Below are 26,193 nucleotides of genomic sequence, written 5' to 3' on the forward strand. Positions count from 1 at the left end.
GGCGTGATGGATAAGTTAAAAAATATGAAGAAAACAACAAAAAGTAATGTGATCACATACGCACTTGTTATCGGAGCGTTTGTAGTGATGCAGACATTGATCAACGCAGGAAGTATTTCAAGTCTTTTGGAAGGCTTGATGGTTCCGCTTTGCATCTATATTATTATGGCTGTTTCGTTGAACCTTGTAGTTGGTGTGCTTGGAGAATTGAGTCTCGGACATGCGGGATTTATGTGTGTCGGTGCGTTTGCAAGTGCATTCTTTTCAAAATGTACAAGAGATGTGATCGAATCCGCATCTCTCCGCTTTTTCATAGCGCTTCTGATCGGTATTGCGGTTGCTGCCATTTTTGGTATTTTGATCGGAATTCCGGTACTTCGTCTGAAAGGGGACTATTTGGCGATCGTGACTTTGGCGTTTGGCGAGATCATTAAAAATCTCGTGAACGTGCTGTATATAGGAAAAGATTCGAAAGGGTTTCATTTTTCTACGAAAGATGTGATGGCGCTGAATATGGAGCCGGACGGAAAAGTGATTATCAACGGACCTCAGGGAATTACAGGAACGCCGAAAGACGCGACGTTTTTTATCGGATTTCTGCTGATCCTTCTGACGTTGTTCATCGTGATTAACCTGATCCATTCCAGAGACGGACGCGCGATCATGGCGATTCGCGACAACCGTATCGCGGCAGAATCCGTAGGAATTAACATTACAAAATATAAACTGATGGCATTTACGATATCGGCGGCAATGGCAGGAGCGGCAGGTGTGCTTTATGCCCATAATCTGTCTACATTGACAGCGAACACGAACAACTTCGGTTACAACATGTCGATCATGATCCTCGTATTTGTCGTATTAGGAGGTATCGGAAATATCCGTGGTTCGATCATTGCGGCTGTGATCCTGACACTTCTTCCGGAGATGCTCCGTGGACTGTCGGATTACCGTATGCTGATCTACGCCATCGTCCTTATTGTTATGATGCTCTTTAACTGGGCGCCGAAAGCGATCGAGTGGAGAGAAAAATATCTTTCCTTTGGGAAGAAGAAAAAGGAGGCTGTAAAATAATGGCATTACTGGAAGTAAAAAATCTCGGAATTTCATTTGGCGGTCTTCGTGCAGTAAATGGATTTGATATTTCGATTGAAAAGGAAGCGCTGTACGGACTGATCGGTCCGAACGGCGCCGGAAAGACGACGGTGTTCAACCTTCTTACCGGAGTGTATAAACCGGACAGCGGAAAAGTGTTGCTGGACGGAGAGGATATTACAGGAAAGAGTACGATTGAGATCAATAAGGCAGGAATTGCTCGTACATTTCAGAATATTCGACTTTTCAAACAGTTAAGTGTTCTTGATAACGTGAAAGTAGGACTTCATAATAAACATCAGTATTCTGCTCTTTCAGGGATCTTAAGACTTCCCAGCTACCGCAGAGTGGAAAAGGAGATGGATGAGCAGGCGATGGAACTGCTGAAAGTGTTCAATCTGGAAGATGTGGCACATGTGGACGCTTCGAATCTTCCGTATGGACAGCAGAGAAGACTTGAAATTGCAAGGGCGCTGGCAACGGAGCCGAAGCTGCTTCTTCTCGATGAGCCTGCGGCGGGAATGAACCCGAACGAGACAGGGGAGCTGATGGATATGATCCGTTTTGTGAGAGAAAACTTTCATATGACGATCCTTTTGATTGAACATGATATGAAACTGGTAAGCGGTATTTGTGAGAAACTGACGGTGCTCAATTTCGGAGAAGTGCTCAGTGAAGGAAAAACTTCGGATGTATTGAACGATCCGCAGGTTATTACCGCATATCTTGGAGAATAGGAGGGATCGTTATGGCAATGCTTGAAGTAAAAGATTTACAAGTGTATTATGGAGTGATACAGGCGATCAAGGGGATCTCTTTTGAAGTAAATCAAGGAGAGGTCATTGCTTTGATCGGCGCAAACGGCGCGGGAAAGACAACAACCCTGCATACGATTACCGGATTGCTTTCCCCGAAAAGCGGACAGGTTCTGTTTGAAGGAAAAGATATTACGAAGACCCCGGCTCATAAGATCGTTTCAATGGGAATGGCTCATGTGCCGGAAGGCAGAAGGGTATTCGCGGAGTTAAGCGTTTATGAAAATCTGAAAATGGGCGCTTATACGCGAAAAGATAAGGCTGAGATCGAGGAGACGCTGCAGAGTGTTTATAAGCGTTTCCCGCGTTTGAAAGAGCGTAAAAATCAGATGGCAGGAACACTAAGCGGCGGAGAACAGCAGATGCTTGCGATGGGTCGTGCACTCATGTCGAAACCGCGGATTATTTTGATGGATGAGCCGTCGATGGGACTTTCTCCGATCATGGTCAATGAGATCTTCGATATTATCCGTGCGGTGAGTGAAAGCGGAACTACCGTTCTTCTTGTAGAGCAGAATGCGAAGAAAGCACTTTCGATCGCAGACAGAGCGTATGTGCTGGAGACAGGAAAGATCGTTCTTTCAGGAGATGCGAAAGATCTTTTGGAAGATGATTCGATCAAGAAAGCTTATCTTGGAGAGTAAAGGAGGCGCATTTTAATGAAAAATATCGTCATCACAATTTCAAGGCAGTACGGAAGCGGCGGAAAAACGATTGGGGCTATGCTGGCAAAAGAGCTTGGCATTAATTGTTACAGCAGAGAAATTCTCCGAATGGCTTCGGAGGACAGCGGGATCAATGAAAAATTATTCGGGATGTCGGATGAGAAAGTCCGCAAGGCAGGATGGTTTAAGCTGTTGAGCCGTCCTTATGAAGGAGGGCTGCTCCCTCCGGAAGACAGAGAATTTACATCGGATGACAATCTGTTTAACTATCAGGCGAAGATCATTAAAGAACTGGCGGCGAAAGAGTCTTGCGTCATTATCGGAAGATGTGCCGATTATGTCTTGAAAGATTATCCGAATGTAGTCAGTGTATTCGTACATGCAGACAGAAAATTCTGTCTGGAGCGTTCGATGGAACGACACAGCATGACAGAAAAAGAGATGCAGAAATATATCGAGAAAACAGATCAGTACAGAGGTGATTTTTACAGATATCACACAGGTCATGAGTGGGTTGATGCGAGAAATTATGATCTCTGTTTGAACAGCGGAAAGCTTGGGTTCGAGAAATGCGTGGAAGAGATCAAAGCATATATGAAAGTGCGTTTTGACGAAGCATAGGTGTTTGATGAATAAAAACGCTGCAAAAGACAGATCCGTAACCGGATTGAATCTTTTGCAGCGTTTTTTTGATTCCATAAAAACTTCGTTCCTATGAGAGAAAGTCCTTTTGGGGATGTGAAAAACACGCTTTTATCTCTTTATAGTTTCTGAAAGGCAAGCCGTTCACCGCCGTCCTCCACATAGATGCGGCCACAGTAAGTAAATCCGTTTTTCTTCAGCATATTCTGCATGACAATATTGTTTTCATGTGTGTCTATCTTTAAGTTTCCGCATTGTGAAAATGCCCAGTCAAGACAGAAAGAGGCGGCGCCTTTTACTTTTCCGGATGAAGTGATCCGATGAACGACGCCGTAGGGATTATCATTTAGCCATTGTCCGTCCTGAATTTTCAGATAGGTCGGATCAATTCCTTCTTTATAGAAGAAAACGGCTTCGATCGTATCTTCTTCCGTACAGACGTATAGATTCCCAAGGCGGATATCGTCTTCAATCATATCCTGGGGCGGATAAGATGTGCCCCACTGGTCGGGATTGCCATGTTCGCGCATGAATATGCGGGCATTTTCGTATAAGTTCATGATCGTTTTGAGCTCTTCTAAGTTTGCTTTTCGGATGTTCATAATAAAAATCCTTTCTTCCACATCTTTGATATCTGTTTTGTATTATAGCAGAGATCAGAAGTTATTTCTATGAAGAAAAGAAAGCGGCAGGCAGGAGAGAAGAAAGTAGAGGTTGACTATAATCCGATATCGGATTAATATGACAGAAGCTGAACGGAAAGAACTTTTGCGCTTAAATGCGAAATATATGGAAATTTTCAGAGGGAAAACAGGAGAATTAAGAATATGAAAATACAGCTTTCGGATCATTTTACATACCGCAGATTGATCCGTTTTACAATGTCAACGATCCTTATGCTTATCTGTACGTCGATGTACAGTATTGTAGACGGACTTTTTATTTCGAATTTTGTCGGGAAAACGCCGTTTGCTGCGGCAAATCTGATTTGGCCGGTGTCGATGGGGATCGCGGCTATCGGATTTATGCTTGGCACAGGCGGGAGCGCTGTCGTGGCAAAAACACTGGGGGAAGGAAAAAAGGAGCAGGCGAATCAATATTTTTCCATGATTCTTGTCTTTGGTCTTGTTTTAAGTATTATTTTCTCGGTCGTATTTTTTATTTTTACGCCGCAAATTGCGCATCTTCTTAAGGCGGAGGGAGAACTTAGAGAACCTTGCATCGTATATGGAAGAATTCTTTTTGCGACGCAGACGGCGTTCATTTTACAGAATATGTTCCAAAGCTTTCTTGTCGCGGCGGAGGAGCCTGTTTTGAGTTTGAAGATCAATGTTGCCGCCGGATTGACGAACATTGTATTTGACTATCTGTTTATCGTGGTATTTGAGTGGGGTGTGGCAGGAGCTGCGCTTGCTACCGGACTGGGGCAGATCGTAGGAGGGATTGCACCGTTTTTCTTTTTCGTAAAAGGAAGTCAGAACGGATTGAAGTTTACGTTGCGGCTGAAACGATATAAAGGGGTTCTTTTGAAGACTTGTGTGAACGGTTCGTCTGAGATGGTGACAAATCTGTCGATGTCTGTTGTAAATATCCTTTACAATTTTCAGCTGATGAAACTTGCAGGGGCGGACGGCGTTGCTGCGTTTGGAGTCATTATGTATGTAAATTTTATTTTTGTTGCGGTTTTTATGGGATATTCGGTCGGAAGCGCTCCGATTGTAAGTTATCATTACGGGGCGGGCAATGAAGGGGAACTTCATAATCTGTATAAGAAAAGCAGAAATATCTTGATTGTGGCAGGAATTGTACTGACATTGGCAGCGGAAGCGTTGGCTGTGCCGCTTGTCAAAATATTCGTAAGTTACGATGAAGAGCTGCTTTCAATGACGGTTCGCGGCTTCTGTCTGTTCTCTCTTTCGTTTCTGATTATGGGGATAAATATATGGGGATCTTCCTTTTTTACGGCATTGAATAACGGATTTGTGTCGGCGGTCATTTCTTTTTTGCGGACGTTTTTGTTTCAGGTTGCGGCGGTATGTATTCTTCCTCTTTTGATCGGTATCGACGGGGTGTGGACATCTGTTTTGTCTGCGGAAGTGATGGCTTTGGCGGTGACGGCGGCATTTTTGATAAAAGAGAAGAAAAAGTACCGCTACTGAAAGTATGACAATGATTTAACAAACACAATATATAGTAAATATATCGGTACATATGGGTAAGATTGTACTAAATCAAGAACAAAGGCGTTTTTGAGAAGGATTATCGTTATAGAGGTTGTTTTTTCCGGCAGGTGATGGTATACTAGCGCATGTGGCAATGAGGTACAAAGTACGACACAATTTTGATGAGTTATCGCTCATTGCATAATCCGAGAGTACAGTGGCTGTACTCCGGCGTGACAAGTATAATTATAAGATTTCAGAGGAGGCTTTCAAATTATGGCACAATTTGATCAGTGGGCAGGATTTGCCGGAAGAAACTGGAAAAATTCTGTAGATGTACGTGATTTCATTCAGGAAAACTACACACCGTACGACGGAGACGAATCTTTCCTGGAAGGACCTACAGAGGCAACAGATAAACTGTGGGGAAGACTTCAGGAGCTTCAGAAAGAGGAACGTGCAAAAGGCGGCGTTCTTGATATGGAGACAGAGGTTGTTTCAGGACTTACAGCATATGGCCCGGGATATATTGACGAGAGCATGAAAGATCTGGAGAAAGTTGTCGGACTTCAGACAGACAAACCGCTTAAGAGAGCATTCATGCCTTACGGTGGTATCAACATGGCAGTAAAGGCTTGTACAACTTATGGTTATGAGCCGAATGAAAGATTGAAAGAGATCTTTACGAAATATCATAAAACACATAACCAGGGAGTATTCGACATCTACACACCGGAGATGAAGAAAGCCCGTCACAACAAGATCATCACAGGACTTCCGGATACATACGGACGCGGACGTATCGTAGGTGACTACCGTCGTGTTGCTCTGTACGGTATTGATTTCCTCATCGAGAAAAAACAGTACGATTTCGAGCGTTATGCAAGACACGGCATGAAAGGAACAGACTTCCGTCTTCGTGAAGAGATCGCAGAGCAGATTCGTGCGCTTAACGAGATGAAAGAGATGGCTGCTGTATACGGATACGACATTTCTAAACCGGCGAAAGACGCAAGAGAAGCTGTACAGTGGTTATACTTCGGATACCTTGCAGCGATCAAGACACAGAACGGAGCTGCAATGAGTGTTGGACGTATCTCTACATTCCTTGATATTTATATTGAAAGAGATATGAAGAACGGCGTTCTGACAGAGAGCGAAGCACAGGAATTGATCGACCACATGGTTATGAAATTCCGTATGGTTAAATTCGCGAGAATTCCGTCATACAACGAGCTGTTCTCAGGAGACCCGGTATGGGCAACACTTGAGATGGGCGGACTTGGACAGGACGGACGTTCTATGGTAACGAAGAACGACTTCCGTTTCCTTCATACACTTGAGAACATGGGACCGTCTCCGGAACCGAACCTGACAGTTCTTTACTCAGAAAGACTTCCGGAAAACTTCAAGAAATATACATCTTTGATCTCTGTAAAGACAAGTTCTGTACAGTATGAGAACGATGATGTTATGCGTCCGGTATGGGGCGATGATTACAGCATCTGCTGCTGTGTATCTGCAACACAGACAGGAAAAGAGATTCAGTTCTTCGGAGCTAGAGCAAACCTTGCAAAATGTCTCCTTTACGCAATCAACGGCGGTGTTGATGAGAAGACAAAAGTACAGGTAGCTCCGGCTTACAGACCGATCACAGCTGAGTATCTTGATTACGATGAAGTAATGGAGAAATATGACGAGATGATGGAGTGGCTGTCCAAACTGTATGTTGATACATTGAACATGATCCACTACATGCATGATAAATATTACTATGAAGCAGCAGAGATGGCTCTGATCGATACAGATGTAAGACGTACATTCGCAACAGGTATCGCGGGATTCTCACATGTAGTAGACTCTTTGAGTGCGATCAAATACGCAAAAGTTAAAGTAATCCGTGACGAAGACGGACTTGCAACAGACTTTGAGATCGAGGGAGACTTCCCGAGATACGGTAACGATGATGACCGTGCAGACGAGATCGCAATCTGGCTGCTCAAGACATTTATGCACAAACTGAGCAAATGCCATACATACAGAGATTCTGAGCCGACAACATCTATCCTGACAATTACATCAAACGTAGTTTACGGAAAAGCAACAGGAACTCTTCCGGATGGAAGAAAAGCAGGAGAGCCGCTGTCACCGGGAGCAAACCCGTCTTACGGCGCAGAGAAGAACGGTCTTCTTGCTTCCCTGAACTCTGTAGCAAAACTTCCGTACGAGCTGGCTCTTGACGGAATCTCCAATACACAGACGATCAGCCCGAGCGCACTCGGACATGATGATGACGAGCGTAAAGTAAACCTTGCCCGCGTAATGGACGGATACTTCCACCAGGGAGCACACCACCTGAACGTAAACGTGTTCGGTACAGATAAACTGATCGACGCTATGGAGCACCCGGAGAAACCGGAATATGCAAACTTTACAATCCGTGTATCAGGATATGCTGTTAAGTTCATCGACCTGACAAGAGAGCAGCAGTTAGACGTAATCGCAAGAACTTGCCACGAGTCTATGTAATAAATAGTAGTCCGCAGATTTCTTTCGAAAGAAAAATGTGACTATGAGATGAGAAAAGTCCGGTTCTTTTGCTTGAGATATCATCTTTGGCAGAAGAACCGGTTTCTTTATAAATCTTTATAAAAATGAAAAGGAGACGCCGGAATGGAACAGACAAATGAATTAAAAGGATATGTTCATTCACTTGAGAGTTTTGGATCCGTAGACGGACCGGGAGTGCGTTATGTTATCTTCCTGACAGGGTGTGCTATGCGCTGTCAGTTCTGTCACAACCCGGATACATGGAATCTTAAGGCAGGAACGTTGTATACGGCGGACGAGCTTCTGAAAACTGCCTTGCGTTACCGCACTTACTGGGGTGATAAGGGTGGAATTACAGTGAGCGGAGGAGAGCCTCTCCTTCAGATTGATTTTCTGACAGAGTTGTTCCGCAAAGCAAAAGAAGCCGGAGTTCATACAACACTTGACACAAGCGGAAATCCGTTTACAAGAGAAGAACCGTTTTTCGGAAAAATTCAGGAACTGATGAAATATACTGATCTCGTAATGCTTGATATTAAACAGATTGATGATGAGAAGCACAAGATATTGACAGGATGTACGAATGAAAATATTCTTGATTTTGCAAAATATTTAGATGAGATCAAGAAACCTGTCTGGATTCGTCATGTCCTTGTTCCGGAGCGAAGCGACGAAGATGAATCTCTTGAAAAGCTTCATGAATTTATCGAAAGTCTTGGAAATGTGGAGAAGGTAGAAGTTCTCCCGTATCATACGCTCGGAGCATATAAATGGAAAGAACTCGGATATGACTATCCATTGGAAGGAATTGACCCGCCTGCGAAAGAGCGGATTGCGAATGCAAATAAAATACTGCATACAGAAGAGTATTAGTAACAGTTAGATGTATGCAGAACTTGTAAACTTGTGAAAATACTCTCTTATGATTGTGTGCCGTAAAGAGAAGCGAAAAGAGAGAAAAGCATCGAAATATAAGGAGAAATCCTTCTGTTTCGATGCTTTTTCACTTTTTATGTCATCGTCTGTCAGACGTTTTCCGAAACAGAAACGGAAGGGATAAAAGACATACGACTGCTTCGGTTACAGGCAGACAAAGCCAGATTCCTGTCAATCCTAAGAGGGCGGATAAGATCCATGCGGCTGGGATAATCAGTGCAAAACCTCTTAAAACAGAAATAAGGAAAGCTTCTTTTGGTTTGTCGCAGGAACTTAAAAAAGCGGATGAAATAATGTTGATCCCTGAGAAGAAAAGGCTGATAAAGTAGATTCTCATCCCGGTGGAAGCAATCGCCGTCAATACAGGATCGTGGTCTTTGTTAAATGCATCTGCGATCGGTACGGAAAAAAAGCTGATCGTCAGATAGGAGATCAAGGCAAGCAAAAGGCTTGTGATCAGAGCATATTTCCGTACACTGTTTCGGTTCTTTTTCCCGTCTGTACCGGAGTTACGGCTGACAATAGGCTGAATTCCCTGTGCGATTCCTGTGAAGACAGAAGTCAGTACAAGGGCAATATTCGCAAGAATCCCATAAGCTGCGATTCCGGTGTTTCCGTTTAATTTCAGGATCAGATAATTAAATACGATGATAACAATACCAGAGGAAAGTTCCAGTACAAGGGAAGACACTCCGAGAGAGCAGATGTCTGCAGCCTGTTTGAAGGAGAGCCTGATCTTTGTGAGGTGGAACTGGTTGTTTTTCTTTATAAAATGGGTGGACATAATAAGCATACTGATGACCGGAGCAGTTGCTGTCGCAATGGCTGCCCCTGCCATTCCCATGTCAAGCGGATAGATGAAAATATAGTCGAGGACGATATTTGCAAGGCTTCCGACAAGCATTCCGGTCATGGAAATACGGGGAGCTCCATCGTTTCTTACGAAACAAAGGAGCAGATTGTTTCCGAGAAACAGCGGGGCGAAAAGAAGCAGGATGCGGATATAATCCGAGGCATAGCCGATCGTTTCAGAGTCTGCACCTAAAGCGGAGGAGATCATTTCTGCTCCGAATGCTCCTGATAAAGAGAAGAAAAGAGCGGCAATTCCTGCCAAAAGCAGTGCGTGTGTAAACACTGTGCGGTGCGTCCTGCTGTCAGGATGTGTAAAGGAGAGAGAGTATCGGGCGGCTCCGCCCATGCCGATCATCAGTCCGGTTCCGTTCATCAGACTGTATGCCGGAAGCGTCAGGTTGAGCGCTGCAAGCGCGTCAGAACCGATTCCGCGGGCGATGAAAAAAGTGTCTGCTAAAATATAGCAGGAAAATCCGATCATGCCGAGAACATTTGCAGATACATATTTTAAAAATGTCGGGAAAATAGACTTTTGAGTTTGTACTGTATCAATCATAAAAATTCCTTTCGTAAAAAAGGCATCTGACCGCTGCATCTTTCTGAATCTGAAAGAAAGGGTGCAAAGCCAAATGCATTGATAGCCGGATCGATCATTTGTCAAACAAATCTGATCGTTCGCGACGCTATCGTAACATAGAACAGATGGAAAATCAAATCTTTTTTAATTTCCTGATCAGGTGTATGATATAAGAGATCGGCGCAAATGAAACCGGCGCCGGAAAACAGAAAGAAGGAGAATAACAGAACTACAGAAATAACGGAAAGGGGTTTCTATATGAATAAGAAGGAAATACTGGAGATAAGGAAGCAGTTTACTCCGGCAAATTGTGCGATCACGCGCATATGCGGATGCTATGTAGATCATGAAAAAGAAAAAAAGATGGAGTCAAAAGAAGCGTTCTTGTCATTGCCGGAAGAGGAGGCGTTTAAATATTTTGATATTTTCAAAAAGACGCTTTCGGGTACGGTTGGAAAAAATATGCTGAATATGGAATTTCCGATTGATGCGGAGATGCCGGGAGGAACGCAGGAATTTCTTTTGAAATTGCGGAACAGCAAACTTCAGGATGATATGCTTTTGGAAGAATTCTATGATAAAGTGATCTCGGCATATGATTATGGGGAAAATTATTACATTATACTTATCCATGCAATGTATGACATTCCGGGGAAATCTACGGATGGTATGGAGATGTTCGACGCATCCGACGAAGTATACGAGTATCTGCTTATGAGTATCTGTCCGGTCTCTTTGTCGAAAGCGGGATTGAGTTATAATGCGGAGAGCAACTGTATCCAGGATCGCATCAGAGACTGGATCGTGGATATGCCTGATAAAGGGTTTTTGTTTCCGGCTTTTAATGACCGTAGTACAGATTTACATAGCGTACTATATTATACGAAGAAGTCGGAAGATCTGCAGCCGGAAATGATCGATCAGCTTCTCGGAACAAAGATGCCGATGTCTGCTGATACGCAGAAAGAGTCGTTTAAAATGCTTATCGAAGATACGCTGGGAGAGGACGGCGATTACGAGACGGTCAGAAATATTCATGAAACGCTGAATCAACTGATTGAGGAACATAAAGAAGAGCCGGAACCGCTGGCGCTTGATCTGACAGATATGAAAAAAGTGTTTGAGAAAAGCGGTGTGGAGGCGGAAAAAATGGAAAGCTTTGACCGCAACTTTGTGGAAAACGCAGGAGAAAAAGCATCTCTTTTGGCAACGAATATTGCGGAAACGAGAAAGTTTCAGATCGAAACGCCGGATATTATTATTAAGGTGAATCCAGAGAGAGCAGATCTCGTTGAGACAAGGATCATCGACGGACGCCGGTGTCTTGTCATTCCGGTGGATGATCATATTGAAGTGAATGGCATCGATGTACAGACGATCAAAAGCAAAGATCAGGAGAAAGAACGGGAAACGGATCAGGAGATATATAGTTAGTCTGCTAAATAAAATTAGTGAAAAAGTATGAAAAAAATGTGAAGTCAACATGTATATGTTGACTTTTTTGTATTATATTACTAATATATTGTTTAGTTATCTAACTAATAGATAAAATGGAAGAGGGAGGCATAACATGTTTCAGTGTAATATGAATGATGCACCGACAATCGGAATATTGGGAATCGTATCTCATCGGGCAATGATTGCGGCAAAAGATCTGTACAGTGTATTTGATTTAAACAGAAGTCAGGCAAGTATTTTGCTTACACTTCATCATTGCAAGTCGATGTCGCAAAAAGAGCTGGCAGAACAGTTGAATATTACCGCTCCGTCGATTACATCATCTATACGGAAAATGGAACAGGCGGGATATATCGTCAGAGAGACAGATCCTGAGGATCAAAGAGTCATGCGGCTGATGCTTACTAAGAAAGGCTGTTCATGCATTCAATCCATCAAAGATGTGACGGATAAAATGGAAGATATCCTGCTCGGAGGAATGAGCGTGGAAGAGAAGATTTTGTTTCGGAGACTGCTGATGCATGTGGACAATAATCTTGATCAATATGAAAGGAAAGAAAAGGTATGAAAAACTTATTTAAGTATGCGTCCGAGCACTGGAAAGCGCTTCTTGCGATCGTGGCGATTTTGATCGTGCAGGCATATTGTGATCTGTCTCTGCCTGCATATACGTCTGATATCGTCAATGTGGGAATCCAGCAGGGCGGAGTGGAAGACCAGATACCGGATGCGATTTCTGAAGAAGACATGGAAACGCTTTTGCTCTTTACTTCGGAAAAAGATGGGGCAACCGTTTTGTCTGAGTATGAAAAAGACGACAAAACATATGAAGAGAATGCCTATGTTTTAAAAGATGCCGTGAAGGAAGATGGGGACAAAAGGACAGAATTAAGCAGTATACTGTCAGGACCTATGATGATGGCGGCGGGATTGGATTCGGGCAGTGAGATGACCGCGGAGATCGAGGAACAGTTGAAGGCACAGCTTCCGCCGGAAATGGCATCGGAAGATATGACAGTTCTTGAAATTATGAAAATGATGCCGCAGGAGCAAAGAGAGATGCTCGTATCAGAGATGGAAAAGCAGACAGAAGAGCTTCCGGATACGATTATAGAACAGGCTGCCGTAAGTTATGTGAAAGGCGCTTACACAGATCTGGGAATCGATATGGATGGACTGCAGTTTCGATATTTGTTTGCAACAGGGGCGAAAATGATCGGTCTTGCGTTCCTCGGAATGGCGGCGAGCGTTCTTGTAGGATTCCTTGCATCTCGTGTGGGAGCGGCGGCAGGACGCGATCTGCGCGGAAGAGTATTTAAGAAGGTTGTGGGATATTCCAGTAATGAGTTCGATCATTTCTCTACAGCGTCTTTGATTACGAGAAGTACAAACGATATCCAGCAGGTACAGTTTATTATTGTGATGCTGCTTAGGATTGTTCTTTATGCGCCTATTCTTGCGATTGGCGGCGTTGTGCAGGTATTTCAGACAAACGTTTCGATGTCATGGATCATCGGTCTTGCAGTTGTTTTGATTGCGCTTGTTGTTTTGCTTCTGTTTGCAGTGGCAATGCCGAAGTTCAAGAGTTTGCAGAAGTTGGTTGACAGAGTAAACCTCGTGATGAGAGAGATTCTGACCGGGCTTCCGGTTATCCGGGCGTTCAGCACAGAGAAACATGAGGAAGAGCGGTTTGATAAGGCGAATATGAATCTGATGAAAACGAATCTGTTCGTAAACCGTGCAATGACATTTATGATGCCGATCATGATGCTTATTATGAACGGAATTTCTGTCTTGATTATATGGTCCGGCGCCCATGGGATTAATGACGGGCAGATGCAGGTCGGAGATATGATGGCGTTTATCCAGTATACAATGCAGATTATTATGGGATTCCTTATGATCTGTATGTTGTCAGTTATGCTGCCAAGAGCCGCTGTTGCAGCAGATCGTGTGGAAGAAGTTTTGTCCAGTGAGACAATGATCCATGATCCGAAGCAGCCGCAGTCTTTTGAGGAAAATGAAAAAGGTGTGCTGACATTTGATCATGTATCTTTCAAATATCCGGGAGCGGATGAAAATGTTCTTGAAGAGATCACATTTACGGCGAAACCAGGGGAAACAACGGCAATCATCGGAAGTACGGGAAGTGGAAAATCGACTCTTGTTAATCTGATTCCGCGTTTTTATGATGTGACAGAAGGCAGTATCCGTTTGGATGGAGTAGATATTCGTGAGGTAACGCAGCATGATCTGAGAGAAAAACTGGGATATGTCCCGCAGAAAGGTTTGCTGTTCTCAGGTGATATCGCATCGAATATTATGTTCGGAAATTCTGAAGGCAGTGAACAGGAGATGAAAGAAGCGGCGCAGATCGCCCAGGCAACAGAATTTATCGAAGCAAAGCCGCACAAATACGAAAGTCCTATTTCACAGGGTGGTTCGAATGTGTCAGGAGGTCAGAAACAAAGACTTTCTATTGCCAGAGCGATTGCGAGACATCCGGAAGTATTCATCTTTGACGATAGTTTTTCCGCTTTGGATTTCAAAACAGATGCGGCTCTGCGCAGGGCGCTGAAACAGCAGACGAAGGAGAGCACGGTGTTGATCGTGGCGCAGAGAATCAGTACAATCTTGAATGCAGAACAGATCATTGTTCTTGATGATGGAAAGATTGCAGGAATGGGTACACATAAAGAGCTTCTTAGAAACTGCGAAGTTTACAAACAGATTGCGGCATCCCAGTTGTCTGAGAAAGAACTTCGAGATGGGATGCAAAGTGAAGCTGTAGAAATGGAAGAAAGAGAAGAAGCACAGACGGCAGAAACTGCGGAACAGGAGGTGAGAAGCGATGTCTAGACATGGAATGAAAGGACCTCACGGTGGAATGCGAGGCGGCGAGAAAGCGAAGAATTTTAAAGGCGCGATCAAGAAACTTATTCAATATATGAGTATCTACAAAGTGCAGATGTTTTTTGTCTTTATTTTTGCAGTGTGCGGAACGGTATTCAACATTGTCGGTCCGAAAATATTAGGTAAGGCAACAACGGAAATTTTTAACGGACTTGTCAGTAAGGTGTCAGGCGGGTTAGGAATGGATTTTGGAAAGATCGGACAGATCCTTCTGATCACCCTCGGTTTATATGTAGTCAGCGCGCTTTGCTCGTTTATTCAGGGAATGATCATGACGGGAATCTCACAGAAAACGACGTATCGTTTGAGAAAAGATATTACTGAAAAAGTAAATCGGATGCCGATGAATTATTTTGATACGAAACCTGTCGGCGAGGTGCTCTCTCGTGTGACCAATGATGTTGATACTCTCGGTCAAAGTTTAAATCAGAGTGCGACACAGCTCATCACTTCTGTGACAACACTGATCGGGGTTCTCGTCATGATGCTTTCCATCAGTTCGCTTATGACAGTTGTGGCGCTTTTGATCCTTCCGATTTCTATTGGTTTGATCTCATTTGTTATGAAGCATTCGCAGAAATATTTCAGCGGACAGCAGGAATATCTCGGAAATGTAAACGGTCAGGTTGAGGAAGTGTACAGCGGACATAATGTTATCAAAGCATTTAATAAAGAAGAAGATGTAATCCGGGAATTTGACCGGACAAATGATAAATTGTATGATTCTGCATGGAAGTCCCAGTTCTTCTCAGGCATGATGATGCCGGTTATGCAGTTCGTAGGCAATTTAGGTTATGTAGGAGTTGCCATCCTCGGAGGATTTCTGGCAATCAAAAATACGATCGAAGTCGGAGATATCCAGTCATTTATCCAGTATGTAAGAAACTTTACACAGCCGATCCAGCAAGTTGCACAGGTGACAAATATGCTTCAGCTTGCCGCGGCATCATCGGAGAGGGTGTTTGAATTTCTTGAAGAAAAAGAAGAGGATCAGACTGTTGAACATCCGGTTTCGGTGGAAGGTCTTTGTGGAAACGTTCAGTTTGAAAACGTTCATTTTGGATATAATCCGGAAAAGATTATCATTAATGATTTTTCTGCAAACGTAAAAGAAGGTCAGAAAATCGCCATCGTCGGTCCGACAGGAGCGGGAAAGACAACGATGATCAAACTGCTCATGCGCTTTTATGATGTAAACAGCGGATCGATCAAGATTGACGGTCACGATGTAAGAGATTTCAACAGAAGTGAACTGAGAGAAATGTTCGGAATGGTGCTCCAGGATACATGGCTTTTCCACGGAACGATCATGGATAACATCCGTTACGGAAAACTTGACGCAACAGAGGAAGAAGTGATACAGGCGGCAAAAGCGGCGCATGTTCATCGCTTCGTTCAAACACTTCCGGGCGGCTATCAAATGGAAATCAACGAAGAAGCAACGAATATTTCACAAGGACAAAAACAGCTTCTTACGATTGCAAGAGCAATACTTGCAGATCCAAAGATCCTTATTCTTGATGAAGCCACAAGTTCGGTCGATACAAGAACCGAAGTAAGAATCCAAAAAGCGATGGATAATCTTATGAAGGGCAGAACAAGCTTCGTTATCGCTCACAGATTATCAACAATCCGGGACGCAGATCTTATTCTCGTCATGAAAGACGGCGACATCATCGAACAAGGAACACACACACAACTCCTTGCCCAAAACGGCTTCTACGCCGAACTATACAATTCACAGTTTGAATCAACAGATCAGACCTGCGCATAAAAAGGAGGGCTCCGCAGCGTAAGCTTGCTTACAAGGTGCGGAGTCCTCTTTTTTTAGCATAGGGCGGTACGAGACATTCCTTTTTTAGAATCTTCTCATCGAAAAAATTATGAAACTGTGGTAAAATAGAAATGATTTGGAAAAATGTAAGAGAACGGAAAGGACTCTATATGGGATTAACACATTTTGACGAGAACGGGAAAGCGGTCATGGTCGATGTGACCGGAAAAGAAGAAACTGTACGTGAGGCGACGGCGGCGGGAAAGATTATTGTGAATCGGGAAGTTTTTCGGGCGGTCAGTGCCGGGACAGTCGGAAAAGGGGATGTTCTGGCTGTGGCGGCGACGGCGGGAATCGCCGGGGCGAAGCGTACGTCAGATCTGATTCCGATGTGCCACATACTGCCGATCACGAATTGTAAAGTGAATTTTCATATGGATGAAGAAGAATGTGCCATCTATTGTATCTGCACTGTGAAAGTGACGGGGAAGACAGGGGTTGAGATGGAGGCGCTGACAGGAGTAAGTGTCGCGCTTCTTACAATTTATGATATGTGTAAAGCATTGGATAAGAAGATGGAGATTAGCGGAATCAGCCTTTTGAAAAAGACCGGAGGCAAAAGCGGAGACATATGGAATGATTTTGGTCAATATGCCAAACTCATTGGTAAAGAGCTGTCGGCGGAAAATGGATCTGCGGGAAAAGCCAAAGCAGAAGACGCGAAGAAGGTATGTCGTGAAAAAGAGAAACGGGCGTGCAGGTGGAAAGCGGCGGTTGTTACGATGAGCGATAAAGGATTTTCAGGAGAACGGGAAGATAAAAGCGGTCCTTTGATCTGTGATATGATTGCGGATCAGGGGTACGATGTTGTGCGGACAGAACTTCTTCCAGATGAACAAAAAGAAATTGAAAAGTGTCTATGTACACTTTGTGATGAAGAGAAAGTTGATATTATATTTACAACAGGGGGAACGGGATTCTCTCCGCGTGATTGTACTCCGGAGGCTGCAATGGCGGTTGCGCATCGAAATGTTCCGGGGATCGCAGAGGCGATGAGAGCGGCTTCGGCTAAAGTGACGCCAAGGGCGATGTTAAGCAGGGCAGTTTGCGTGATCCGAAAGAAGACTTTGATCGTGAACCTTCCGGGAAGTCCGAAAGCTGTGAAGGAGAATTTGGAGGCAGTACTTCCGGTATTAGAACATGGACTTGACATACTGACCGATCAGGCGGGGGAGTGCGGACGATGAAAGATCAGTACGGCAGACAGATTGATTATATGAGAGTGTCTGTAACAGACCGTTGTAACTTGCGATGTGTTTACTGCATGCCGAAGGAAGGCGTTCCTTTTCTTCCTCAGGAACAGATTCTTTCATTCGACGAAGTGGAAAGAATCTGCAAGATCGGAGTCAGGCTTGGCATCACAAAAATCAAACTGACAGGGGGAGAACCTCTTGTGCGTCAGAATCTGCCGGAGCTTGTCGGAAGATTAAAGAATCTTTCGGGAATCGAAGAGGTAACTTTGACAACAAACGGAATTTTGTTAAAGGAGCAGGTGAAGGATTTCGTTTCTAAAGGGCTTGATTCGGTGAATATCAGTATTGATACACTTGATGAACAACGCTATTTTCAGCTTACCCGGGGCGGAGATGTGAAAAAGGCATTGGAAGGTATGGAAGCTGCATTAAAATATCCGGGACTAAAGGTGAAAGTAAACTGTGTGCCTCTTTATGAAGAAGATTGCGTTCCGCTTGCGTTTTTGGCAAAGGAGAGGGACATAGATGTCAGGTTTATTGAGATGATGCCTATTGGAATGGGAAAGAATTTTAACGGAAAAACATCTGAAGAAATATATAAATTGCTTTGTGATGAATTTGGTGAATGTGAAATATATAAAAAAAGATTGGGAAACGGACCGGCAGAATACATCTGTTTTCAGAAATTCGAGGGAAGGATCGGATTTATCAGCGCCCTTTCACACAAATTTTGTTATAAATGTAATCGGATCAGACTTACTTCAGAGGGGTTTCTAAAGCCTTGTCTGCAATACGGAAGCGGCACGGACCTTCGGGGAATGTTGAGAAGCGGGGCGGATGACGGACGGATTGAGGAAAAGATGCGGGAGGCGGTATTTTTAAAACCTGTCGGTCATGAGTTTGAGCGGTCCGAAAAAGAAGGGGAGATTGAAACAAAGGAGATGTCCAGAATCGGCGGATAAAAGTGCTGCCAATCGAATGATTAAGCGTACAGGCAAAAAGTAAAGACGGTGGAAAGATAAGACAGAGAGGAAAAAGCCGGAGAAGAAGGCGAGGAACGGATCAGACAGATCAGACGGAAAAAGGCAGGGGAGATGATAGAAGAAATGGCGGAAATGACAGGAATTGGAATCGTGAAAGCGGTCTGCGTAAGCAGAGAAAAGGGAACAGAGAAACACAATGCAGGCCGGGCACATTTTATAGAAGATTTTGGGATAGAAGGTGACGCTCATGCCGGCAAGTGGCATCGGCAGGTGAGTCTTCTTTCACATGAGAAGATTGAAGAGTTTCGTAAGAAAGGGGCAGAAGTGGCGGACGGCGCTTTTGGAGAGAATCTCGTAGTGGAGGGGATCGATTTTCGTCTGCTTCCTGTCGGAACGCGACTTTTGTGCGGGGATGTAATTTTGGAGATCACGCAGATCGGCAAAGAATGTCATCACGGTTGTCGTATTTTTCAGAAGATGGGAGAATGCATTATGCCTAGAGAAGGCGTTTTTGCAAAAGTAATCCATGGCGGGGAGATTCAGACGGGAAACAGGATGTTTGTCAAAAAAGTGGAAGAGGAAGATCTATGGGCAGAGGCGGAAACAAAGTGAATGGAAAAGAGAACGCAAATGATCGTAGGAAGAAACATTTTAAAGGAAGCGTGGGAAAATGTCTGCTTCTTATCGGTTGTTTACTGCTTCTTACGGCATGTTCTTCGAAAAAAGAGACGTTTTCCCCAAATGTGACAGAAGAGCCGAAAGAGGAGACGGTAAAAGATTGGATTGCTCAGTCGAATGGTTCTTTTCTTAAAAATGCAGACGGAAACAGTGAAGAGAAACTATATTGTTTTCAGGATGTAGAGGGCAACAGTTACGAAGCTTCTCTGCTTGAGACTGTACCGAAATGCTCGTATGATTTTTCTTATTTAAAAAATGATGAGAAAACAGGGTACAAAAGATATGAAGATCCAAAGGGGAATGTGACGGCAAGATTCGGGATTGACGTATCTGAATTTCAAGGCGAAGAGATCGATTGGAAACAGGTGAAAGAATCCGGCATTGAATTTGTTATGATCCGTCTTGGGTATCGTGCTTACGGTGAGAGCGGATCTCTTGTTTTAGATGCGATGTACGATCAAAACGTGAAGGGAGCGTTGGAGGCAGGACTACAGGTCGGGGTGTATTTTTTCTCACAGGCGGTTTCTCCGGTTGAGGCAGTGGAAGAAGCAGAATTTGTGCTCGAGCATTTGAAACATTATGAGATCACAGGTCCGGTTGTTTTTGATACGGAGGAGATCAAATGGGATACAGCGAGAACGGATGATAATACGCGGCAGGATTTTACAAATTATTGTAAAGTGTTCTGTGATACGATCAAACATGCCGGATATGATCCGATGATCTATGCCAATATGAAATGGATGACATTTATGCTTGATATGGAGCAGCTTGGGGAGTATGATTTTTGGTATGCGGATTATCATGAAATACCTCAGTGTCCGTATCATTATAAAATATGGCAGTATAGTGAAACAGGGGCAGTGCCAGGTATTGCCGGAAATGTAGATTTGAATTTATGGTTTCAGGAGGATTAAGAATATGAAATGGAATAAATTTCGGTTGAAGACGACAACGGAAGCAGAGGATATTGTAAGCAGTATGCTGATGGATCTCGGTATTCAGGGAGTGGAGATTGAGGATAAAATTCCTCTCAGTCAGTCAGATAAGGAGCAGATGTTCGTAGACATTCTGCCGCAGACCGAAGCGGATGACGGCGTGGCGTATCTGAGTTTCTATTTAGAACCGGAAGATGACAAAGAACAGATCTTGTCAGAAGTAAGAAAAGAATTGCAGGACATGTCAGCGTATGTCGATGTCGGAGAGTGTCTGATCGAAGAGTCAGAAACGGAAGATGTAGATTGGGTGAACAACTGGAAGCAGTATTTCCATCAATTTTATGTAGATGATGTTTTGATCATTCCGTCTTGGGAAGATGTCAAACCTGAAGATGAGGATAAAATGATCATTCACATTGATCCGGGTACGGCGTTTGGAACGGGAATGCATGAGACAACACAACTTTGCATCCGTCAGATCCGCAAATATGTGTCGGAAAATACGAAGATCCTCGATGTGGGATGCGGAAGCGGTATTCTTGGAATGCTCGCTTTGAAATTCGGGGCAGAACATTCGGTCGGAACAGACTTAGATCCTTGCGCTATTGATGCGACTCATGAAAATATGGAAGTGAACGGCATTGCAAAGGACCGTTATGAAGTGATGATCGGAAATATTATCGACGACAAAGAAGTGCAGGATAAAGCAGGATACGAGTGTTATGATATTGTTGCGGCAAATATTTTAGCAGATGTACTTGTGGAGCTGACTCCGGTGATTGTGAATCAGCTGAAAAAAGGCGGAATTTATATTACGAGCGGAATTATTGATGATAAAGAGAGTACCGTAGTGGAAGCTGTGAAAAAAGCAGGACTGGAGGTGCTTGATGTTACATATCAAGGCGAGTGGGTCTGCGTGACAGCGCGTAAAAATTAAATTATAAGGAGAAGAGGGATGCAGCAGTTCTTTGCACAACCGGAATGGATTACGGAAAATGAGATCCTGATCAGAGGTGGGGATCTGAATCATATGAAAAATGTACTTCGCATGAAACCGGGAGAGGATGTGCGGATCAATGACGGACAGGGAACGACCTATCTTTGTTGTCTGAACCGGTATGAGAAGGATCAGGCGGTGCTTGATGTGTTTCGAAAACTGGATACCGATACGGAACTTCCGTCTGAAATCATTTTGTTTCAAGGACTTCCGAAAGGCGATAAGATGGAATGGATCGTACAAAAGGCAGTAGAGCTCGGCGTACATAGGATCGTACCATTTTCAGCAAAGCGTTCGGTAGTGAAGCTTGATGAGAAGAAAGCGGCAAAAAAGCAGGAACGCTGGCAGATGATTGCCAAAAGCGCGGCTGAACAGTCGGGGCGAGGGGTGATTCCTGAAGTTGGTTTAGTCAGTTCTTTTTCGGAGGCGCTGAAACAGGCAGGAAAACTTGATGTTGTCCTCATTCCGTATGAGCTGGAAGAAGGAATGGCAGAGACAGTAAGAGTCATTGAACAGATCCGGGCGGGACAGTCGATCGGAATCTTTATCGGACCGGAGGGCGGTTTTGAAGAGGAAGAAGTGCTGCTCGCGAAAGAAGCGGGAGCCTGTCCGATCACACTTGGAAAACGGATCTTAAGAACAGAGACGGCAGGGCTTACGACGCTTTCAATTTTGATGTATCATATTGAAAGCTGCGCTGTATCATCACAGAGGAAAGATTCATAGTTTAATAGTAAGATGTCAGACATCTGCTGTTCCCAATATTATAGCAAGAAATCAGTAAAGGAAAGGAATTATGGAAGTTTATCTTGACAATTCAGCTACAACGATGTGTTACCCGGAAGTGGGAGAACTTGTGTATCATATTATGTGTCGGGATTATGGAAATCCATCGGCAATGTACCGGAAAGGAGTGGAGGCTGAGAGATATATAAAAGAAGCAAAAGAAACGATTTCAAAGCTTTTGAAAGTGAATGCAAAAGAAATTATTTTTACATCCGGAGGTACGGAGAGTGATAATCAGGCGCTGATCGGGTGTGCGAGGGCAAATAAAAGAAACGGAAATCATCTGATCACTTCCTGCGTGGAGCACCCTGCCATTCTCAATACGATGCGTTATCTGGAGGAGGAAGAAGGATTTCGTGTCACTTATCTTCCGGTTGATGAGTGCGGAAGAATCCGGCTGGATGCATTGAAAGAGGCGCTTTGTCCGGAAACGATCCTTGTGTCGATCATGTATGTAAATAACGAGATCGGAACTGTTCAGCCGATCGCGGAAGCAGCACAGATCGTGAAGCGGTATAAGCAGTCGATCCTGTTTCATACAGATGCCGTACAGGGATTCGGAAAATATAAGATTTATCCGAAAAGGCTTGGGGTGGATCTGCTATCTGCCAGCGGGCATAAGATTCACGGACCGAAAGGGGCAGGGTTTCTCTATGTGGACAGTCATGTGAAGATCAGACCGATCATTTTCGGCGGAGGACAGCAGAAAGATATGCGCTCGGGCACAGAAAATGTACCTGGGATCGCAGGACTGGCGCTTGCCTCAAAGATGATTTATCAGGATCTTGAATTAAAAACAGCGCACATGCGAGAATTGAAAACGTATTTTATAGACCGTATTTCAGAGATCGGCAATGTGAAAGTGCATGGACTTACAGATGAAGGAAGCGCGCCGCATATTATCAGCGCGGGATTTGCAGGGGTAAGAAGCGAAGTTTTGCTCCATACGCTGGAAGATCGCGGAATCTGTGTGTCGGCAGGTTCGGCGTGCGCATCCAATCATCCGGCAGTCAGCGGCGTACTACAGGCGACGGGAACGCCAAGAGAATATCTTGAGTCAACACTTCGGTTCAGTTTATCGGAGTTTACAACGAAAGAAGAAATTGACTATACACTGGAAACACTATATAATTGTATTCCGATGCTTCGGAAATATACACGGCGCTGATTTCGGAAGATAACACGAAAGAATACAGCGTAAAGAAGGAGAAAAAAAGATGGAATTTCATTCGTTTTTGATTAAATACGGAGAAATAGGAATCAAAGGAAAGAACCGTTATGTATTTGAAGACGCACTTGTGCGGCAGATCAGATATGCACTTCGGAATGTAGACGGAGAATTCCTTGTTCATAAATGTCACGGCAGAGTTTACGTGGACTGCGAGGGCGAATATGATTATGAAGAGACAGTTGAAAGTCTTAAGAAAGTATTTGGTATCGTAGGGATCTGTCCGGTTGTCCGCAAGGAAGTGAAAGAACCGGAAGAACTGAAAAAAGATGTGGCTGCCTATGTAGGAGAGATGTATCCTCAGGCAGATAAGACGTTCAAAGTAGAAGCGCGCCGCGCCAATAAACGGTATCCGATGAATTCGATGGAGTTAAACTGCGCGCTTGGAGAGGCTGTTCTTGATGCGTATCCGGGGATGAAAGTTGATGTGCACAATCCGGAAGTGCGTCTGAACGTAGAGATCAGAGAAGAGGTTTATATTTATTCTGAAATCATTCCGGGACCGGGAGGAATGCCTGTCGGAACAAACGGCAGCGCGATGCTTCTGTTATCAGGCGGAATCGACAGTCCGGTAGCCGGATATATGGTTGCAAAACGAGGCGTTGAACTGGAGGCGGTTTATTTTCACGCGCCGCCGTACACAAGCGAGAGAGCGAAAGAGAAAGTGATCGATCTTGCCAGACTCGTATCTGCTTATTCAGGTCCGATCAAGCTTCATATCGTTAATTTTACCGATATTCAGCTTGCGATTTATGAAAAATGTCCGCACGATGAGCTGACGATCATTATGCGCCGCTATATGATGCGGATCGCGGAACATTTCGCGAAGAAAGACGGATGTCTTGGTCTGATCACAGGAGAGAGCATCGGTCAGGTGGCGAGTCAGACGATGCAGAGTCTTGCGGCGACAAATGCGGTCTGCACACTGCCGGTATATCGTCCTCTTATTGGATTTGATAAGAAAGAGATTGTAGAAATCTCTGAAAAGATCGACACATACGAAGTTTCAATTCAGCCTTTTGAAGACTGCTGTACGATCTTTGTGGCAAAGCATCCGGTGACGAAACCAAATGTAGAACGAATCGAAAAGTCAGAAATCAATCTGACAGACTGTATCGATGATCTGATGAAGACAGCGCTTGAAACTGCAGAAGTGATCACGGTAGGGGCATAGAAAAAAAGCTGTCTCGGAAGAGGCAGCTTTTTGCATTTACGCATGAATATATTTTCCTGTTATTATTTGATAATATACGGGTCGAGAGCAGCGAGGATTGCATCAATATCGCCGTCTGCGTGAATGTTCAGATCAATCGGTTTGGAGAGATCAAGACTGAAAATTCCCATGATGGATTTGGCATCTATAACGTATCTTCCAGATACTAAATCGAAGTCGTTGTCGTATTTTGTGATCTCGTTTACGAAAGATTTTACTTTGTCGATTGAATTTAATGAAATCTGTACAGTTTTCATTTTGCTACCTCCTTGAAATATGTGATAAAATAGGGGCAAAACCCTATAAATATTCTACGGGATAGGAAACTAAAAGTCAAGAAACAATAACAGAAAGAATGGTAAAAAGAGGGAAACTTATGAAAAAAGCAGCACTTCATAATCTTGGATGTAAAGTAAATGCGTATGAGACAGAAGCAATGCAGGAAATGCTTGAACAGGCAGGATATGAGATCGTTCCTTTTAAAGAAGGAGCGGACGTTTATATTATCAATACATGTACAGTTACGAATATTGCGGATCGAAAGTCAAGACAGATGCTTCACCGTGCAAGAAAACTGAATCCTGATGCGGTTGTTGTGGCGGCAGGATGTTATGTGCAGGCACAGGAAGGAAAAGAAATCGATCCGTGCATTGATATTGTGATTGGAAATAATCATAAAAAAGATCTGCCGGAATTATTGCGGCAGTATGAAATGCAGAAGAACATCCATACCGAATATGCGTTGGAAGATATTAACCGTACAAAAGAGTACGAAGAACTGCATTTGACGAAACCCGGAGATCATACGAGGGCATATATTAAAGTGCAGGACGGCTGCAATCAATTCTGTACTTATTGTATTATCCCCTATGCGAGGGGGCGGGTGAGGAGCAGACAGATGGAAGACGTACTGGAAGAAGTGCGTGATCTTGCCGGAAACGGATATAAGGAGGTTGTTCTTACGGGAATCCATCTGAGTTCTTACGGAATTGACTTTGATGGGCAGAGGCATCTGCTTGATCTTATAAAAGAGGTACATGCAGTTGAAGGGATCGAACGAATCCGTCTTGGTTCTCTTGAACCTGGCATTATTACGGAAGAATTTGCAAAAGAACTTTCACAGATGCCGAAAGTGTGCCCGCATTTTCACCTTTCCCTTCAAAGTGGATGCGACGCGACATTGAAGCGGATGAACAGGAAGTATACGAGCGGAGAATATTACGACAGATGTCAGATCCTTCGGAAATATTTTGATCAACCGGCTCTCACAACGGATGTGATCGTCGGATTTCCGGGCGAGACAGAGGAAGAATTTGAGGCATCCTATGCGTTTGTAGACGGGGTTGATTTCTATGAGACACATATTTTTAAATACTCAAAGAGAGAAGGAACAAAAGCGGCGGTGATGGACGGTCAGATCGACGAGAAAATCAAAGGCGAAAGAAGCGCCCGTATGATCGCTCTTGGTGAGAAAAAACGGAAAGCGTATGAGGAAAGCTTTCTTGGAAAAGAAGTGGAAGTGCTCTTTGAAGAACGCGCGCAGATTGATGGAAAAACGGTAATGACAGGGCACACGAAAGAGTATATGAAAATTGCACTAGAAACCGAAAAAAATATTTCTAATTGTATCGTAAAAGTGAAAATTGAAAATCATTCACAAATTATACGTTGAATTTTG

The 26,193-nt window shown here is 43.9% G+C and carries 23 protein-coding genes; 20 read left to right on the forward strand and 3 right to left on the reverse strand.

What is annotated here, in order from left to right; translation table 11 throughout:
* Window positions 1-6: 6 nt before the first annotated feature.
* From RCH61_RS05555 to RCH61_RS05570, 4 genes are read left to right on the forward strand one after another with little or no spacing between them, the layout of a single operon-like run.
* Complete coding sequence (locus RCH61_RS05555; protein WP_178007081.1) at window positions 7-1,074, forward strand: branched-chain amino acid ABC transporter permease; 1,068 nt, start codon at window positions 7-9, stop codon at window positions 1,072-1,074.
* Window positions 1,074-1,832: an ABC transporter ATP-binding protein gene (locus tag RCH61_RS05560; protein ID WP_178007079.1), complete on the forward strand. Its 759-nt coding sequence runs from the start codon at window positions 1,074-1,076 to the stop codon at window positions 1,830-1,832. The genes RCH61_RS05555 and RCH61_RS05560 overlap by 1 nt, the downstream gene beginning before the upstream one ends.
* A gap of 11 nt (window positions 1,833-1,843) precedes the next feature.
* Entirely contained in the window at window positions 1,844-2,554 is a 711-nt protein-coding gene (locus tag RCH61_RS05565; RefSeq protein ID WP_178007077.1) for an ABC transporter ATP-binding protein, read from the forward strand.
* Window positions 2,555-2,569: 15 nt separating this feature from the next.
* Window positions 2,570-3,196 (forward strand): cytidylate kinase-like family protein, encoded by a 627-nt coding sequence (locus tag RCH61_RS05570; RefSeq protein WP_306480088.1) that lies wholly within the window; start codon window positions 2,570-2,572, stop codon window positions 3,194-3,196.
* 140 nt (window positions 3,197-3,336) lie between these two features.
* On the opposite strand, the gene RCH61_RS05575 is transcribed toward RCH61_RS05570, so the two are convergent.
* On the reverse strand, window positions 3,337-3,819 hold the full coding sequence (locus RCH61_RS05575) for a GNAT family N-acetyltransferase (RefSeq protein ID WP_306480089.1): 483 nt from the start codon (window positions 3,817-3,819) through the stop codon (window positions 3,337-3,339).
* A 225-nt stretch (window positions 3,820-4,044) separates the two neighbouring features.
* On the opposite strand from RCH61_RS05575, the gene RCH61_RS05580 reads away from it, so the two are divergent.
* From RCH61_RS05580 to pflA, 3 genes are all read left to right on the forward strand, one after another.
* Window positions 4,045-5,376, forward strand: coding sequence for an MATE family efflux transporter (locus RCH61_RS05580; RefSeq protein WP_306480090.1), 1,332 nt, complete (start codon window positions 4,045-4,047; stop codon window positions 5,374-5,376).
* A gap of 279 nt (window positions 5,377-5,655) precedes the next feature.
* A complete protein-coding gene (pflB, locus tag RCH61_RS05585; protein ID WP_178007862.1) occupies window positions 5,656-7,908 on the forward strand; it encodes a formate C-acetyltransferase in 2,253 nt (750 codons plus the stop codon).
* Window positions 7,909-8,052: 144 nt separating this feature from the next.
* Window positions 8,053-8,802, forward strand: coding sequence for a pyruvate formate-lyase-activating protein (gene pflA, locus RCH61_RS05590; protein ID WP_306480091.1), 750 nt, complete (start codon window positions 8,053-8,055; stop codon window positions 8,800-8,802).
* Between the two features lie 142 nt (window positions 8,803-8,944).
* Here the strand turns inward: pflA and RCH61_RS05595 are convergent, their stop codons facing one another.
* A complete protein-coding gene (locus RCH61_RS05595; RefSeq protein ID WP_306480092.1) occupies window positions 8,945-10,273 on the reverse strand; it encodes an MATE family efflux transporter in 1,329 nt (442 codons plus the stop codon).
* A 279-nt stretch (window positions 10,274-10,552) separates the two neighbouring features.
* Between RCH61_RS05595 and RCH61_RS05600 the strand changes: the two genes are divergently transcribed.
* The 12 genes from RCH61_RS05600 to thiI all read left to right on the forward strand — a co-directional run bounded on the left by RCH61_RS05600 (window position 10,553) and on the right by thiI (window position 24,476).
* On the forward strand, window positions 10,553-11,728 hold the full coding sequence (locus tag RCH61_RS05600) for a DUF4317 domain-containing protein (RefSeq protein WP_306480093.1): 1,176 nt from the start codon (window positions 10,553-10,555) through the stop codon (window positions 11,726-11,728).
* Window positions 11,729-11,864: 136 nt separating this feature from the next.
* Window positions 11,865-12,320 (forward strand): MarR family winged helix-turn-helix transcriptional regulator, encoded by a 456-nt coding sequence (locus RCH61_RS05605; protein WP_306480094.1) that lies wholly within the window; start codon window positions 11,865-11,867, stop codon window positions 12,318-12,320.
* Window positions 12,317-14,611, forward strand: coding sequence for an ABC transporter ATP-binding protein (locus RCH61_RS05610; RefSeq protein ID WP_306480095.1), 2,295 nt, complete (start codon window positions 12,317-12,319; stop codon window positions 14,609-14,611). The genes RCH61_RS05605 and RCH61_RS05610 overlap by 4 nt, the downstream gene beginning before the upstream one ends.
* Window positions 14,604-16,439: an ABC transporter ATP-binding protein gene (locus RCH61_RS05615; RefSeq protein ID WP_306480096.1), complete on the forward strand. Its 1,836-nt coding sequence runs from the start codon at window positions 14,604-14,606 to the stop codon at window positions 16,437-16,439. Before RCH61_RS05610 ends, RCH61_RS05615 begins: the two co-directional genes overlap by 8 nt.
* Before the next feature lie 170 nt (window positions 16,440-16,609).
* Window positions 16,610-17,686 carry a bifunctional molybdenum cofactor biosynthesis protein MoaC/MoaB gene (gene moaCB, locus RCH61_RS05620; protein WP_306480097.1) on the forward strand — a complete coding sequence of 359 codons (1,077 nt, stop codon included), beginning with the start codon at window positions 16,610-16,612 and terminating at the stop codon, window positions 17,684-17,686.
* Window positions 17,683-18,654, forward strand: a complete 972-nt coding sequence (gene moaA / locus RCH61_RS05625; RefSeq protein ID WP_306480098.1) for a GTP 3',8-cyclase MoaA — start codon at window positions 17,683-17,685, stop codon at window positions 18,652-18,654. Before moaCB ends, moaA begins: the two co-directional genes overlap by 4 nt.
* Window positions 18,655-18,786: 132 nt before the next feature.
* Window positions 18,787-19,287 carry an MOSC domain-containing protein gene (locus RCH61_RS05630; protein ID WP_306480099.1) on the forward strand — a complete coding sequence of 167 codons (501 nt, stop codon included), beginning with the start codon at window positions 18,787-18,789 and terminating at the stop codon, window positions 19,285-19,287.
* Entirely contained in the window at window positions 19,263-20,270 is a 1,008-nt protein-coding gene (locus tag RCH61_RS05635; protein WP_306480100.1) for a glycoside hydrolase family 25 protein, read from the forward strand. Before RCH61_RS05630 ends, RCH61_RS05635 begins: the two co-directional genes overlap by 25 nt.
* Before the next feature lie 4 nt (window positions 20,271-20,274).
* Window positions 20,275-21,228, forward strand: a complete 954-nt coding sequence (prmA, locus tag RCH61_RS05640; protein ID WP_178007883.1) for a 50S ribosomal protein L11 methyltransferase — start codon at window positions 20,275-20,277, stop codon at window positions 21,226-21,228.
* 18 nt (window positions 21,229-21,246) lie between these two features.
* A complete protein-coding gene (locus tag RCH61_RS05645) occupies window positions 21,247-22,014 on the forward strand; it encodes a 16S rRNA (uracil(1498)-N(3))-methyltransferase (protein ID WP_178007886.1) in 768 nt (255 codons plus the stop codon).
* A 70-nt stretch (window positions 22,015-22,084) separates the two neighbouring features.
* Window positions 22,085-23,242 (forward strand): cysteine desulfurase family protein, encoded by a 1,158-nt coding sequence (locus tag RCH61_RS05650; RefSeq protein WP_178007888.1) that lies wholly within the window; start codon window positions 22,085-22,087, stop codon window positions 23,240-23,242.
* A gap of 49 nt (window positions 23,243-23,291) precedes the next feature.
* Complete coding sequence (thiI, locus tag RCH61_RS05655) at window positions 23,292-24,476, forward strand: tRNA uracil 4-sulfurtransferase ThiI (protein ID WP_178007890.1); 1,185 nt, start codon at window positions 23,292-23,294, stop codon at window positions 24,474-24,476.
* Between the two features lie 62 nt (window positions 24,477-24,538).
* Here thiI and RCH61_RS05660 read toward each other — a convergent pair whose 3' ends face one another.
* On the reverse strand, window positions 24,539-24,772 hold the full coding sequence (locus RCH61_RS05660) for an HPr family phosphocarrier protein (protein WP_178007892.1): 234 nt from the start codon (window positions 24,770-24,772) through the stop codon (window positions 24,539-24,541).
* Between the two features lie 119 nt (window positions 24,773-24,891).
* Between RCH61_RS05660 and mtaB the strand changes: the two genes are divergently transcribed.
* Complete coding sequence (mtaB, locus tag RCH61_RS05665; RefSeq protein ID WP_178007894.1) at window positions 24,892-26,187, forward strand: tRNA (N(6)-L-threonylcarbamoyladenosine(37)-C(2))-methylthiotransferase MtaB; 1,296 nt, start codon at window positions 24,892-24,894, stop codon at window positions 26,185-26,187.
* The last annotated feature ends 6 nt before the right edge of the window (window positions 26,188-26,193 follow it).

Origin of the sequence: Mediterraneibacter sp., from assembly GCF_030825015.1 — a bacterium.
In the GTDB taxonomy this organism is placed as follows: Bacteria; Bacillota; Clostridia; order Lachnospirales; family Lachnospiraceae; genus Mediterraneibacter.